Source organism: Pseudomonas sp. FW305-20 (genome assembly GCF_058788075.1).
In genome coordinates this window covers 110,419-124,238 of the sequence record NZ_JBYTAJ010000002.1, presented here as the reverse complement: position 1 = coordinate 124,238, position 13,820 = coordinate 110,419, and the positions used below count along the sequence as shown (strand labels likewise).

The window sequence follows — 13,820 nt, the reverse complement described above, 5'->3', positions numbered from 1 at the left end:
ATGCCCGGTTCAATGGCTCAGGCGTTCGCGCACAATTTTCTCGGGCATTCACCCCGTTGGTACAAGGCAAGCATTGTCGGCTTCCTGATTCTCAACGCATTGGTGTTTTGGACCGTCAGCCCGGTAGTGGCCGGTTGGCTGCTGGTGCTGGAGTTCATCTTTACCCTGGCGATGGCGCTCAAGTGTTATCCGTTAATGCCCGGCGGCCTGCTGGTGATCGAAGCACTGCTGCTGAAGATGACCACGCCCCAGGCACTCTACGACGAGCTGGTGCACAACTTCCCGGTGATCCTGCTGCTGATGTTCATGGTGGCCGGCATCTACTTCATGAAAGACCTGCTGCTGTTTCTGTTCTCACGGCTGCTGCTCGGGGTTCGCTCCAAGGCGCTGCTGGCATTGATGTTCTGCTTCCTCTCGGCGTTCCTGTCGGCGTTTCTTGACGCCTTGACCGTGACCGCCGTGATCATCAGTGCAGCCGTCGGGTTTTACTCGGTGTATCACCGCGTCGCCTCAGGCAACGATCCGCGTCAGGACAGTGAGTTTGGCGATGACCAGCACCTGCCCACCCTCCATCACGCCGACCTCGAACAATTCCGCGCCTTTCTGCGCAGCCTGCTGATGCATGGAGCCGTGGGTACCGCACTGGGCGGTGTTTGCACATTGGTAGGTGAGCCGCAGAACCTGCTGATCGGCCACGAGATGGGCTGGCACTTTTCTGAGTTCTTTCTGAAAGTCGCCCCGGTTTCATTGCCGGTCCTGGTGGCGGGCCTGGTGACCTGCGTCCTGCTGGAGAAACTTCGCTGGTTCGGTTACGGCACGCTGTTGCCGGACAACGTGCGCGCGATTCTGGCCAACTACGCGGCAGAAGACGATGCCGAACGCACCTCGCGCCAACGTGCAGCGCTCATCGTGCAGGGATTGGCAGCGCTGATTCTGATTGTCGGGCTGGCGCTCCACATTGCCGAGGTCGGCCTGATCGGCTTGATGGTGATCGTGCTGATCACCGCATTCACTGGCATCACCGACGAGCACCGAATCGGCAACGCGTTCAAGGACGCCATGCCGTTTACAGCGCTGTTGGTGGTGTTTTTCGCGGTGGTGGCGGTGATTCACGATCAGCAGCTGTTCACCCCGTTGATCCATTGGGTGCTGGCGCTGCCAGCGGATCAACAACCGGGCATGCTGTTTATCGCCAACGGCTTGCTGTCGGCCATCAGCGATAACGTGTTCGTCGCGACCATTTACATCACCGAAGTCAAACAGGCCTTCATCTCCGGCCACATGAGCCGAGAGCATTTCGAGACGCTGGCGATTGCGATCAACACCGGCACCAACCTGCCGAGCGTGGCGACACCCAATGGTCAGGCTGCGTTTTTGTTCCTGCTGACTTCAGCGATCGCACCGCTGATTCGCCTGTCGTACGGACGGATGGTGTGGATGGCGTTGCCGTACACCGTGGTGATGGGTGTTCTCGGCTGGTATGCCGTGAGTTATTGGTTGTAACACCGACCAAAAAATATGGGAGCGGGCTTATGTGGCGAGGGGGCTTGCCCCCGTTGGACTGCGCAGCAGTCCCATTTTTTGGGGCCGCTCCGCGGCCCAACGGGGCAAGCCCCCTCGCCACACAAGCCCGCTCCCACAGGTTTTTTGCATGAGTTATCGAGGGAGGATGTAGCGCTCGATTGCCTGGGCCGCACCCTCTTCGGTATTGGCGCCCGTCACCACGTCGGCCTGGCGCTTCACCGCCTCTTCCGACTGCCCCATGGCGATCGACAAGCCTGCGCGGTGAAACATCGCCGGGTCATTGCCGCCATCGCCCAGCGCCGCGGTCTGCTCCAGCGGTACACCGAGAAATTCAGCCAGTGTCACCAGCGCTGCACCCTTGTTGGCTTGCATGGCGGTCACGTCCAGATAAATCGGCTGTGAACGGGAAACCTGTGCCTGGCCTTCCACTTTGGGCAGCAGCAGCGCTTCCAGTTCAATCAACAACTGCGTGTTGTTGCTGGTGGCGACGATCTTGTCGATACGTTCCAGGTACGGTTCAAAACTCTCGACCACCACTGGCGGATAACCCAGGCCGTGCTGTTCACGAGGCACCATTGGGCCGTTCGGATCTTTGAGCAACCAGTCGCCACCACTGAACACCCAGATTTCGATGTCCGGCCGGTCGGCAAACAGCGCTAATGCCGTCAGCGCAACCGTCGCCGGCAAGAAATGTGCGACCAGCAAACTGCCGTCCGGATTGACGATGGTGCCGCCATTGAAGGCTGCCGTTGGCAAGTCGACGCCCAGGGCTTCGATCTGCTGCAACATGGCTTTGGGTGGGCGGCCGGTGGCGAGGCTGAACAACACGCCCGCCTCGCGCAATGAACGGACGGCTTCAATCGTGCGTTGGCTGAGGCTGTGATCGGGCAGCAACAAGGTGCCGTCCATGTCACTGAGCAGAAAACGAATGGGTTGCGCTGTATCACTCATCCGAGGCCGTGCCAGACGCGACCATCGCGAGTCAGCAGATCTTCTGCAGCCTGCGGGCCGTCTTCGCCAGCGGCATAGCTCTGCACGCTCGCGTCCTGCTGCCAGGCGTCGAGGAACGGCTGCACGGCGCGCCAGCCATTCTCGATGTTGTCGGCGCGCTGGAACAGCGTCTGATCGCCGGTCAGGCAATCGTAGATCAGGGTTTCATAGCCGGTGGACGGCTGCATTTCAAAGAAATCCTTGTAGGCAAAGCCCAGTTCGATATTGGCCATTTTCAAGGCCGGGCCGGGCCGTTTGGCCAGCAGATCGAACCACATGCCTTCGTTGGGTTGAATCTGGATTCGCAGATAGGTCGGTTGCAGTTCATCGACCTCGGTATCACGGAACTGCGCATACGGCGCCGGTTTGAAGCAGATGACAATCTCGGTATCGCGCACGCTCATGCGTTTGCCGGTGCGCAGGTAAAACGGCACGCCGACCCAGCGCCAGTTGTCGATCATGACTTTCAGCGCGACGTAAGTTTCGGTATTGCTGTCGGGCGCCACGTTGTTTTCCTGGCGATACCCCGGCAACGGCTTGCCGTCGATTTCGCCGGGCGTGTATTGGCCGCGTACCGAATTGGCCAGCGCTTCCTCGACCGACCAAGGACGAATCGCACCGACCACCTTGGCCTTCTCGCCGCGTACTGCGTCGGCGCCAAAGGCAGCCGGCGGCTCCATCGCGACCATCGCCAGCAATTGGAACAGGTGATTGGGCACCATGTCCCGCAAGGCGCCGGTGTGCTCATAAAAACTGCCACGGGTTTCCACGCCGACGGTTTCGGCGGCGGTGATTTGTACGTGGTCGATGTAGTGGTTGTTCCAGAACGCTTCGAACAGACTGTTGGAAAACCGGCTGATCAGAATGTTCTGCACGGTTTCCTTGCCCAGATAGTGATCGATCCGGTAGATCTGGTTTTCCGTCATTACCTTGAGCAAACAAGCGTTCAAGGCTTCCGCCGTTGGCAGATCGGAACCGAAGGGTTTTTCGATCACGACCCGTCTGAACGCTTCCGGCGACTCTTGCAGCAAGCCGGAGGCGCCGAGACGACGCACCACCTCACTGAAGAAACGTGGCGCAGTGGCCAGGTAGAAGACGGCATTGCCGGTGCCGCTGTCGGCGATTTTCGCCGCCAGGGCTTGATAGGTGCTCTCGTCCAGGAAGTCGCCCTGGACGTAGCTGATGCCTTTGGCCAACTTGGCCCACAAGGCCGGGTCAAGGGCATGCTCGCCCTTGCCGACCTTGGCAGCCACTTCGGCCCGAATGAAGTCTTCGAGTTTTTTCGCAAAGGCTTCATCGGTGATGGCGTTGTGGTCGACGCCGATGATCCGCAGTCCATCCCCAAGCAGACCGTCACGACTCAGGTTGTACAGCGCCGGCATCAGCAGACGCTTGACCAGGTCACCGTGGGCACCGAACAGAAACAGCGTGGTCGGTGGTGCGACTTCTGCCTTGGATTTATTGCGGATCAAGCGGGTCATTTTTTCGAAGTCTCCACGTGGCCACCGAAGCCGAAACGTTGGGCCGAGAGAATCTTGTCGCCAAAGGTGCCTTGCCCGCGCGACCGATAGCGGGAGAACAGCGAGTTCGACAGCACCGGTACGGGCACCGATTGCTCCATGGCGGCTTCGATGGTCCAGCGACCTTCACCGCTGTCAGCTACCGAGCCTGAGTACCCGTCGAGTTTCGGGTCGCTGGCCAGCGCGTCGGCGGTCAGGTCGAGCAACCAGGACGACACAACGCTGCCACGACGCCAGACTTCGGCGATGTCGCCTACGTTCAGGTCGAAACGCTGGTCTTCCGGCAGGTTGGTGCTGGCTTTGGTCTTGAGGATGTCGAAGCCTTCGGCGAAGGCCTGCATCATTCCGTATTCGATGCCGTTGTGGATCATTTTCACGAAATGGCCAGATCCGGCCGGGCCTGCGTGGATGTAACCGCGCTCGGCACGGTCGTCTTCGGACTTGCGGTCCTTGGTCCGAGGGATGTCACCCAGGCCCGGTGCAAGGCTGTCGAACAGCGGATCAAGGCGCTTAACCACCTCGGCTTCGCCACCGATCATCATGCAGTAACCACGCTCAAGGCCCCAGACGCCGCCGGAGGTGCCGACGTCGACGTAGTGCAGGCCTTTCTGCGAGAGGGTTTTCGCCCGGCGGATGTCGTCCTTATAGAAGGTGTTGCCGCCGTCGATGATGGTATCGCCAGCTTCGAGCAGGGTGCTCAGGGTGTCGATGGTGTCTTCGGTCGGTGCGCCGGCCGGCAGCATCACCCACACCGCACGTGGCTTGGCCAGGCCAGCGACCAACGCTGGCAGGTCGATGACGCCAGCGGCGCCTTCTGCGGCCAGGGTGTCGACAAAGGCGGTATTGCGGTCGTAAACAACGGTGGTATGCCCGTTGAGCATCAGGCGCCGCGCAATATTACCGCCCATGCGGCCCAGTCCAATAATCCCGAGTTGCATGTGCTGATGCTCCTTACTACAAATAAAGTGTGTCAAAGGTTATAGCCCAACGTGACTAATGAGGGTTAGTCCAGAGCGCTGGCACATAGTTTCCGGGCATTGTGCCCGATTCAGATTGATAACGTCGGTAATCGAGCCGAAGACACAACGACCATGAAAAATAAAAAAGTTCCCTTCAAGGGCAAAAGAAATCAAAATCGGCGCCGATAGTAAATAAGCACCCGATGTCGGGGGCAGGTTTACAGTTGAGACAGCCATTTGCGAGGTGAGCAATGGGCACAGTACAAGCAGCACGGCCAGCACAAACCCTTTACGTCACGATTCGTCGCGATGAATTGCGCCAGTTGAAAGACGAGCGCGACCAATTGAAGCAGGAGCTCGCGCAATTGCGCTTGTTGACACAAAGCAATCAGGCCCAGCCTTTGCCCGTCACTCACCGTGTGCCTCACGCCTGATCCCCTCGCTTGATTCGGAAGCAGCCCATTGCTGTTTCCGACCTGCCATTCCCTCTTTGCCAAACCCGGCAACATCACGAAGTTTTCACATCCGTTTGTTGATACTCCGGCTCATTATGGCCGCTCGGTATCCGCGCGGTGCCTGTTCGTCGGTGACGTCGATGTCCCGACGATGAAAGTGATGACTGGCTGGAGCGCTGAATGGCTTTGTTTAAACGCAGCAATACGTCTGCGAATGGTTTCGACTGGACAGGATTTCTCTGGCTGTTCCTGTTCTTCTGGTATTTTTCCGGCATTACCCAACTGCTGATCCAACTGACAGGCACCTCTGGTTTCAGCGGGTTCCGCCAGGCCTTTGTGATGAGCGCCCTCTGGCTTGCGCCGATGTTGCTGTTCCCCAAACAGACACGTGTCATGGCGGCAGTCATCGGTGTGGTGCTGTGGGCCTGTTCAATGGCCAGCCTGGGTTACTTCTTCATCTATCAGCAGGAGTTTTCCCAAAGCGTCATCTTCATCATGTTCGAGTCGAACATCTCTGAAGCCGGCGAGTACATGACTCAGTATTTTGCCTGGTGGATGGTGGCGGCATTCCTCGCCCACACCGCTTTCGCTTACTTCCTCTGGACTCGCTTGCGCCCGGTGTACATGCCCCGCGGTCGGGCACTGGTGGCTGCAACGGCGATTGTGGTGGCCGTGGTCGGTTATCCGCTGATAAAGCAAACCGCGCGTACCGGCAGCCTTGCCAGCGGTTTCGAGAAGTTTGAAACCCGTATCGAGCCCGCCGTGCCTTGGCAGATGGCCGTGGCTTATCACCGTTACCTCGATACCCTGGCGGGTATGCAAGACATGCTCCATAGCGCGAGCAAGATCCCTCCCCTGCACAATCTCAAGGATTCGGCGGCCAGTCAGCCGGCGACCCTGGTGCTGGTGATCGGTGAGTCCACCAACCGTCAGCGCATGAGCCTGTACGGCTACCCTCGGGAAACCACCCCGGAGCTGGACAAGCTCAAGGATCAACTGGCGGTCTTCGATAATGTCATCACCCCACGCCCTTACACCATCGAGGCGTTGCAGCAGGTTCTGACCTTCGCCGATGAAGAAAACCCGGACCTGTACCTGTCGACCCCGTCGCTAGTCAGCATGATGAAACAGGCAGGCTACAAGACCTTCTGGATCACCAACCAGCAGACCATGACCAAGCGCAACACCATGCTCACGACCTTCTCCGAGCAGGCCGACGAGCAGGTGTACCTGAACAACAACCGTAACCAGAATGCCGCCCAGTACGATGGCGATGTGATCGAGCCGTTCAACAAGGCCTTGGCCGACGCTGCGCCGCGCAAGCTGATCGTCGTGCATTTGCTCGGCACGCACATGAGCTATCAATACCGCTATCCGTCGTCCTTCGACAAGTTCAAGGACCGCAAAGGCGTTCCCGACGGTGTACGTGACGACCAGGTGCCGACGTACAACAGCTATGACAACGCGGTGCTGTACAACGACTTCGTGGTTTCGAGCCTGATCAAGGACTACGCCAAGTCTGATCCGAACGGCTTCCTGCTGTACCTTTCCGACCACGGTGAAGACGTTTTCGATTCTCCTGGTCACAGCACCCTTGGCCGCAACGAAAGCAAACCGACGGCGCCGATGTACACCATTCCGTTCATGGCCTGGGCCTCGCCGAAATGGCGCGAAAACCACGACTGGAGCTTTGCCGGTGATCTGGGGCGGCCTTACAGCAGCTCGCACCTGATCCATACTTGGGCTGATCTGGCGGGTCTGAGCTTCGATGAACTGGATCGCAGCAAAAGCCTGGTCAGCGACAGTTTCAAGCCACGGCCATTGATGATCGGCAATCCTTATGAGCGCGAGCAAAAGGCATTGATCGACTTTAGCCTGATGAAACCCAAGGCCCTGCCAGGCGCTACGGCAGCCGTTCAGAAGTAATCCTTTCAGGGGCCGGTTCCGGCCCCTTTTTCCTGTGCCTTTGCGCGGCGGCGCTGCCCGAAACGCTGCAAAGATAATAATTATTCTCGTTTATAGCTAAATCCCGCCTCTCCCCTTCGTCTTTGAACAAACGGAAATTTTCCCTCGAAGACAAGGAGTCGGTCGCGATGTTCGCGCCTATCACCCGTTCCATGACCTTTACCCTGGGCCTGTGCAGTGTCGCCCTGTGCCCCGACTTGCTGGCTGACACCAGCCCAGATAAAGAACCCGCCCGCACCCTCGAACTGGGCGCCACCAATGTCACCGCCCAGGGCTTGGGCAGCACCACCGAAAACACCGAGTCGTACACCACGGGCGCCATGAGCACGGCCACTCGCCTGAACCTGTCGATCAAGGAAACGCCGCAATCGGTGTCCGTGGTCACGCGCCAACAAATGGACGACTTCAAACTCGGCACGCTGTCCGAAGCCATGAGCCAGACCACCGGCGTGGTGGTTCAGCACAACGATTCGGACCGGGTCAGCTATTCGTCCCGGGGTTACTCGATCAGCAATTTCCAGATCGACGGCATGCTGAACACCTTCACCTTCATGAAGTCCGATTCCGACACCATCATCTACGACCGCATCGAAGTGGTTCGTGGTGCCACCGGCCTGACCACTGGCGCGGGCGACCCTTCCGCCACCATCAACATGGTGCGTAAACGGCCGACGTCGCAGTGGCAAGTCCAGACCGGGGTCAGCGGTGGCAGTTATGACGACTACTACAGTTATCTGGATGTCGGCGGCCCGCTGGCGTTCGACGGCCGCTTGCGCGGACGCAGCGTGCTGGCATATCGCGACAGCGATTCGTTCCGCGACAAGTACCAGCAACAACGTGAAGTCGGCTACGGGATTCTTGAAGCCGATTTGACCGATGACACTGTGTTGGCCGTGGGTTACGACTATCAGAACAAACACGTCCAGGGCACATCCTGGGGCACGGTGCCGTACTGGAACGCTGACGGTGGCAAGGCCAACCTCGGACGCTCCACCAACATGGCCACCTCGTGGAGTTCCTGGCCGCTCAAGGACAAAACCGCGTTCGCCACGCTGGAACACCAATTGGGTGCCGGGTGGCGCGCCAAGGCCGCCTACACCCATCGCGAGAGCGATACCGACGGCAAGATCTACTACGGCGGCGGGGGTTTCCCTGAGGCTGATCGCAGTGGCATGAGCGCTAACGTCAGCCACATGCTCAGTACGCAAAAAATGAAGGCGTATGACTTCAACATAGCCGGCCCTTACTCGCTATACGGAAGGGAACACGAAATGATGATCGGCTACGGCGAGGCCGAGCGCCGGGAAGATTCGCCCTACATGATGGACGGCCCCAGGGCGGCGGATTACGAAAGCATCCGCGACTGGAAGTACATGGGTGATATCGCCAAGTTTCCCGACACGGTCACCAGCCTTTCAGGTTCAAAAGACAGTACCCGCCAGAAGGCCGGTTACCTGGCCACTCGCCTGAGTCTGACGGATGAGCTGCACGCCGTACTCGGCAGTCGTTATGGCAGCTGGAAGGTGTCGACCAGGACCAACAAGTACGACAACAACCTGCAACTGAGCAGCGTCGATGCCAGCAGCCAGGAACACAACGACATGTGGACGCCCTACGCCGGGCTCCTCTACGACCTCACCCCCGAATACACCGCGTACGTCAGCTACACCGACATTTTCAAGCCGCAAGACAACCGCGACAGCAACCGCAAATACCTCGAGCCGGTGGTGGGCAGCAACTATGAACTGGGGCTCAAGGGCAGCCTGCTGGAAGAACGCCTCAACCTGGCGACCGCGCTGTTCTGGAGCAAACAGGACAACGTTGCCGAACTCGACGATTCGGTGCCACCGGACCCGGTGACCGGTGACGAGTTCTACAAGTCAGGTGGTAAAGGCAACAAGGTTCAGGGCTTCGAAGCCGAGGCCTCGGGCGAAGTCATGGCCGGTTGGAACATGACGGCCGGCTACACCTACACCCACGCGGCCAATGGCGAAAAGAAACGCGCCAATACCAACCAGCCGCTGAACATGTTCCGGCTCTCCACGGCCTATCGTTTGCCCGGCGACTGGCAGGCACTGACCGTCGGTGGCGCGGTGAATTGGCAAAGCGATGTGTTCCGCGCCGCCAGTCGCCCAGTGGGACGTGATGCCAACGGTGCGGTGATCACCGAAAAAACCAACATCCGCCAAGAGGCTTATACCGTGGTCAAACTGATGTCGCGGTATGAGTTCGACAAGCACCTGTCCGCCTCGCTGAACGTCGATAACCTGTTCGACAAGAAGTATTACGACAACGTCGGGTTCTATAACGGTGTGTTTTGGGGTGACCCGCGTACGGTGACCCTGAGCCTGGACTGGAAGCTCTAGCGCAGGCAATTCCCATTTGACGGAATCGGCGGATAATGTCCCTTCGACATTGCTTCATGGACGAAAGGACCCGACAACTCGTAGTGGGGCATACCATGAAACGTACAACCATGATCCTCGCCGGCCTGATGCTGATCAGTTCAACCGCTGTATTCGCTGAAGGTGGCGCTGAACGCATGCGGTATTACTTTGAGAGTCTGCGTCTGAGCCAAACGGCGAATCAAAGTCACGCCAGCACCGCTGAAATCAGGGTTCCGAATGATCAAACCGCGCAAGTGACAGAGCACTACAAACCGTAACGACAAAGGGCGTCCTGATGGACGCCCTTTTTCATTGCTCGTATTACCTTAAAGCGCCTTGGTCCAGAACAGCATCCGGCCGTGCGCTGGGTCGAACATGCCTGCGGCAAAACCGAACTTGCCATAGGACGCCTGGGCGACTGCATTACCTTCCAGCACTTCCAGCGTGATTTTGCAGCAGCCGCGCTGGCGGGCGATGTCTTCGACCTTTTGCAGCATTTTCTGGCTTAACCCCAAGCCGCGAAACTTCTTCACCACCGCCACATCGTGCACGTTGACCAGCGGTCGACAGGCGAAGGTCGAGAAACCTTCAAAGCAATTGACCAACCCGGCCGGCTCGCCACCGACAAACGCCAGAACACTGAACGCATGGGGACGTTTGGCCAGTTCCGCCGGGATTTGCTTCAACAAGTCGGCGGGCAATGAGTGGCCGCCCCCCATCGGGTCTTCGGCGTAAGCATTCAGCACCAGCCCAATTGCCTCGGCATGCACCGAATTGGTGTAACTGGCCTGAAGCACAAGAATTTCTGCGGATTCCATTTCCACCCTCGTTCACACATTAAGTTGCCCCAGCGCATTTCGAACTGAAAGGCCGACCGACAATATCGCGGGCACCGCCGTGTCGACAACCCGACCCTGCGCTAATTTTTCACTCAAGCGCCCCAGATCAACGCTTCGGTCCACCCCAGTTCAGCAAAATCCTCAGCCCTCAAGTCTGACTCACCGGCACAGAAAAACTCGTCCAGTTGCGGTGGTTTGACCGAGGTGCCGCTGAGCATGGCGTGAACCTGCCCGCGATGATGAATCTGGTGCTCGAACAGATGCGACAGCAGGCGCAAGCGGCTGTCATGTTGCGGCGTGTCCCGGGCGATGGTCACGATCTTGCCAAGGTCTGCGTCGCGCATTTGCTCGCAATAGGCAATCAGTCGACGGTCCACCAGCGCTTGTTCGCGCTTGAGGTCTGCGGCGTGCGTAAACGGCTCGTCCTGGTTGAAAAACACAGAGCAGTCAGGATGCGGGTCATCGCCGCGCAACTCCCGCTCCAGCGCATCCACATAAAACCAGTCGCGGGTCAGGATGTGGTTGAGGGTAGCGCGCAGACTGGGAAAGAAGCTGACCCGGGGCGCCGTCAGCTCGGTCGGGCTCAACTGGCTCCAGGCCTTGGCGAGTCGATGATTGGCCCAGGCATTCTGATAGGCCATCGTCAGCAAATGGTGCGACAGAGGCTGATTCATGTTCGCGGCTCCTTGTTCAAGCTTCGGCGAAACGTTGCAGCTGCATTTCCTGTAAACGGCTGAGGGTGCGGCGGAACGGAAACTCCAGATAACCCTCGGTGTACAACGATTCCATGGGCACCTGCGCTTCGAGGCACAGCGGCACCTTGCGGTCGTAGCACTCGTCCACCAGGGCGATGAAACGCCGTACACCGTCGTCATGCACCGACAATTGCGGCAACTCGCGATCGCCCGCCGCTACCCGCTCGACACCGTCTTCAGTGCCTCGGGCGATGCGCCCTTCGCGCTTTTGCGCGCTGAGGTTGGGCACCTCACTCAAAAGAATAGCGCTGAAGGTGTCGCACAGAGCGATGAAATCCATGGCGGCAAACGGCTGCTCACAGAGATCGGCGTAACGAGTCCAGAGTACGGTTTGACTGGCCTGCACGACATTGAGTGAGCGGTAGCCGACCTTGATCGGGTCACTGGACACCGACTGGCCGACGGTCAGTGCCTTGAACACTTCACCCAGAGCGCTGGGTTGTCCCGGTGCCGCCACCCAGTAACGCTGCAAACCTTTGCCTGGATGCAGGCGATGATCTTCGCCGCCATCCACCGCAATCACCTGCATATGTTTCTTGATGGCCTCGATGGCGGGCACGAACCGGTCGCGGTTGAAGCCATCGGCGTACAGCTGATCCGGTGGCTGATTGGAGGTACAGACCACCACCACGCCCTGTTCGAACATCACCTGAAACAAACGCCCGAGAATGATCGCGTCGCCGATGTCGTTGACGAACAATTCATCAAAGCACAGGACCCGCACTTCCTCGCTCAGTTCGCGAGCCAGCGCCTTCAACGGGTCGGCGGTGCCGGTCAGCTGAAACGAACGCTGATGCACCCAGCCCATGAAGTGGTGGAAATGTTGGCGGCGGGCCGGGACCTTCAGGCTTTGGTAAAACTGGTCCATCAACCAGGTCTTGCCGCGACCGACCGGACCCCAGAGGTACACGCCAGTGACCGGCGTGCGCCCTTCATGCAGCGCCTCGTAGCATTTCTGCAGCGCCCACACGGCATGTTCCTGGGCTTCGTCCTGGACGAAGCCCTTCTGTTCGATGGCGTGTTGCCAGGCGTTTAAGGGGGAGTCGACATTCATGCGCGGCAGTATACGTCCATGTGGCACCTGTGTTGTGGCGAGGGGATTTATCCCCTCGCCACAACGCAGCGGCTACAGGCGATCTGTTGTGATCGGTTAGAGGGAGATGTCTAACCGGGCGATCTTGCCCTGTTCATTAAGGCGAAACATGTAGCGTAATTCCAGCGGGCTGCCCGGAAACGTTCCGGATATCAGGTTATGCACCAACACTTTGCCGGTGCGCAGTTGCACGTCGAGCACTTCGACCCGTGGCTGGTATCGCTGGGCGGTGTCTTGCATCCATTGCGCGATGGCGTGAGTGCCGACCTGGTGCTGGCCTTCATCGAACACATTGGCATCCTCAGCGAAAAAACTGGCAACCCGTGAGGTGTCGCGGGCATTGGCGGCAGCAATGTAGGCGGCGATGGCGGGCGCCAGTGAAGAGGCGGGATTGGACATGGTTACGGCTCCTTGTTTGTTGATTCTGCAGCCATGCTAAAACAAGCCTGTGTCAGTTCTTGTCAGGAGTGAAGCGCCCGGCTTCGTCCAGTTGCATCTGCTTGCGCCAGGTGCGCAGCAGGTCGCTGCGCCGCCCCGGATAACGCTCGCCCTGCTCGTTCGCCGCCGAGATCCGGTCAGTGCGAAAGGTCCGATAGGCGCTGCGCAACTCACACCAGGCGACGATGATTCGCACCTCGTTCAAAAAACCCAGGGCCAGCGGCCAGATCAGCCGCTGACTCGGCACCTGGTTGGCGTCCGCGTAATCGATATGGAGCTTGGCCTGATCGCGGATGGCTTGGCGAAACACATTCAGCGGCACGGCGTTGGGTGCAAAGCCATAGCCGGGCGGTCCCGGCAACACCGTCGGGTTGCGTAACGCGTCCAGCGCTTCGGGCGCCAATACCGCCGCAATCTTGGCCAGCGCATCGGCCGCCGCTTTGCTCAACACCTCATCACCGCGCTGATCCACATAGCGCAACCCCAGCACGATGGCTTCGGTTTCATCGGCGTTGAGCATCAACGGTGGCAAAAACAAACCGCTGCGCAGCACGTAGCCGATCCCCGCTTCGCCGTAGATTGGCGCGCCGAGGGCGGAGAGTTCGGCGATGTCGCGGTACAGCGTACGTTCAGAAATCTGCAATTCGCCGGCAAGCGTCGCCGCGGTCACCGGACGACTTTTGCCGCGCAGTACTTGCAACAAGGTCAGTAAACGAGTGGTACGCGACACGATCGGCAGGCTCTGTCCGTAAAAGTTGTCGGAGCTTAGCAGAGGCACCTGTCAGAAAGTGGCAGTAGCAGTCAGACCGGTGGTCGGCCATCCTCTTGCGAACGGAAAAGCGCCTTGACGCAAAATATTACCAACATCATATTAAATGCATGTCGACAAACTTTT

General features: G+C 58.9%; 13 protein-coding genes. 5 read left to right on the top strand and 8 right to left on the bottom strand.

Annotation, left to right across the window (positions count from 1 at the left end; translation table 11 throughout):
- Complete coding sequence (gene nhaB / locus AC3WP4_RS02545; protein WP_074876395.1) at positions 1 to 1,503, top strand: sodium/proton antiporter NhaB; 1,503 nt, start codon at positions 1 to 3, stop codon at positions 1,501 to 1,503.
- 153 nt (positions 1,504 to 1,656) lie between these two features.
- Here nhaB and AC3WP4_RS02540 read toward each other — a convergent pair whose 3' ends face one another.
- From AC3WP4_RS02540 to gnd, 3 genes are read right to left on the bottom strand one after another with little or no spacing between them, the layout of a single operon-like run.
- Positions 1,657 to 2,475, bottom strand: a complete 819-nt coding sequence (locus AC3WP4_RS02540) for an HAD family hydrolase (RefSeq protein WP_102614749.1) — start codon at positions 2,473 to 2,475, stop codon at positions 1,657 to 1,659.
- Positions 2,472 to 3,995, bottom strand: a complete 1,524-nt coding sequence (gene zwf / locus AC3WP4_RS02535; RefSeq protein ID WP_102614750.1) for a glucose-6-phosphate dehydrogenase — start codon at positions 3,993 to 3,995, stop codon at positions 2,472 to 2,474. Before zwf ends, AC3WP4_RS02540 begins: the two co-directional genes overlap by 4 nt.
- Positions 3,992 to 4,972, bottom strand: a complete 981-nt coding sequence (gnd, locus tag AC3WP4_RS02530; RefSeq protein ID WP_074876389.1) for a phosphogluconate dehydrogenase (NAD(+)-dependent, decarboxylating) — start codon at positions 4,970 to 4,972, stop codon at positions 3,992 to 3,994. Before gnd ends, zwf begins: the two co-directional genes overlap by 4 nt.
- Positions 4,973 to 5,244: 272 nt before the next feature.
- Between gnd and AC3WP4_RS02525 the strand changes: the two genes are divergently transcribed.
- The 4 genes from AC3WP4_RS02525 to AC3WP4_RS02510 all read left to right on the top strand — a co-directional run bounded on the left by AC3WP4_RS02525 (position 5,245) and on the right by AC3WP4_RS02510 (position 10,078).
- On the top strand, positions 5,245 to 5,427 hold the full coding sequence (locus AC3WP4_RS02525; RefSeq protein ID WP_008149922.1) for a DUF6026 family protein: 183 nt from the start codon (positions 5,245 to 5,247) through the stop codon (positions 5,425 to 5,427).
- 201 nt (positions 5,428 to 5,628) lie between these two features.
- Positions 5,629 to 7,374, top strand: a complete 1,746-nt coding sequence (locus AC3WP4_RS02520; RefSeq protein WP_102614751.1) for a phosphoethanolamine transferase CptA — start codon at positions 5,629 to 5,631, stop codon at positions 7,372 to 7,374.
- Between the two features lie 167 nt (positions 7,375 to 7,541).
- Entirely contained in the window at positions 7,542 to 9,779 is a 2,238-nt protein-coding gene (locus AC3WP4_RS02515; RefSeq protein ID WP_102614752.1) for a TonB-dependent siderophore receptor, read from the top strand.
- Between the two features lie 95 nt (positions 9,780 to 9,874).
- Positions 9,875 to 10,078 (top strand): hypothetical protein, encoded by a 204-nt coding sequence (locus AC3WP4_RS02510; RefSeq protein ID WP_074876383.1) that lies wholly within the window; start codon positions 9,875 to 9,877, stop codon positions 10,076 to 10,078.
- A 48-nt stretch (positions 10,079 to 10,126) separates the two neighbouring features.
- Here AC3WP4_RS02510 and AC3WP4_RS02505 read toward each other — a convergent pair whose 3' ends face one another.
- The 5 genes from AC3WP4_RS02505 to AC3WP4_RS02485 all read right to left on the bottom strand — a co-directional run bounded on the left by AC3WP4_RS02505 (position 10,127) and on the right by AC3WP4_RS02485 (position 13,655).
- Complete coding sequence (locus tag AC3WP4_RS02505) at positions 10,127 to 10,618, bottom strand: GNAT family N-acetyltransferase (RefSeq protein ID WP_074876381.1); 492 nt, start codon at positions 10,616 to 10,618, stop codon at positions 10,127 to 10,129.
- A gap of 113 nt (positions 10,619 to 10,731) precedes the next feature.
- Positions 10,732 to 11,313 carry a DinB family protein gene (locus AC3WP4_RS02500; protein WP_102614753.1) on the bottom strand — a complete coding sequence of 194 codons (582 nt, stop codon included), beginning with the start codon at positions 11,311 to 11,313 and terminating at the stop codon, positions 10,732 to 10,734.
- A 16-nt stretch (positions 11,314 to 11,329) separates the two neighbouring features.
- On the bottom strand, positions 11,330 to 12,448 hold the full coding sequence (gene zapE, locus AC3WP4_RS02495) for a cell division protein ZapE (RefSeq protein WP_102614754.1): 1,119 nt from the start codon (positions 12,446 to 12,448) through the stop codon (positions 11,330 to 11,332).
- A 96-nt stretch (positions 12,449 to 12,544) separates the two neighbouring features.
- Positions 12,545 to 12,886, bottom strand: a complete 342-nt coding sequence (locus AC3WP4_RS02490) for a nuclear transport factor 2 family protein (protein ID WP_008069241.1) — start codon at positions 12,884 to 12,886, stop codon at positions 12,545 to 12,547.
- A 52-nt stretch (positions 12,887 to 12,938) separates the two neighbouring features.
- Positions 12,939 to 13,655, bottom strand: coding sequence for a helix-turn-helix transcriptional regulator (locus tag AC3WP4_RS02485; protein WP_074876375.1), 717 nt, complete (start codon positions 13,653 to 13,655; stop codon positions 12,939 to 12,941).
- Positions 13,656 to 13,820: the final 165 nt, after the last annotated feature.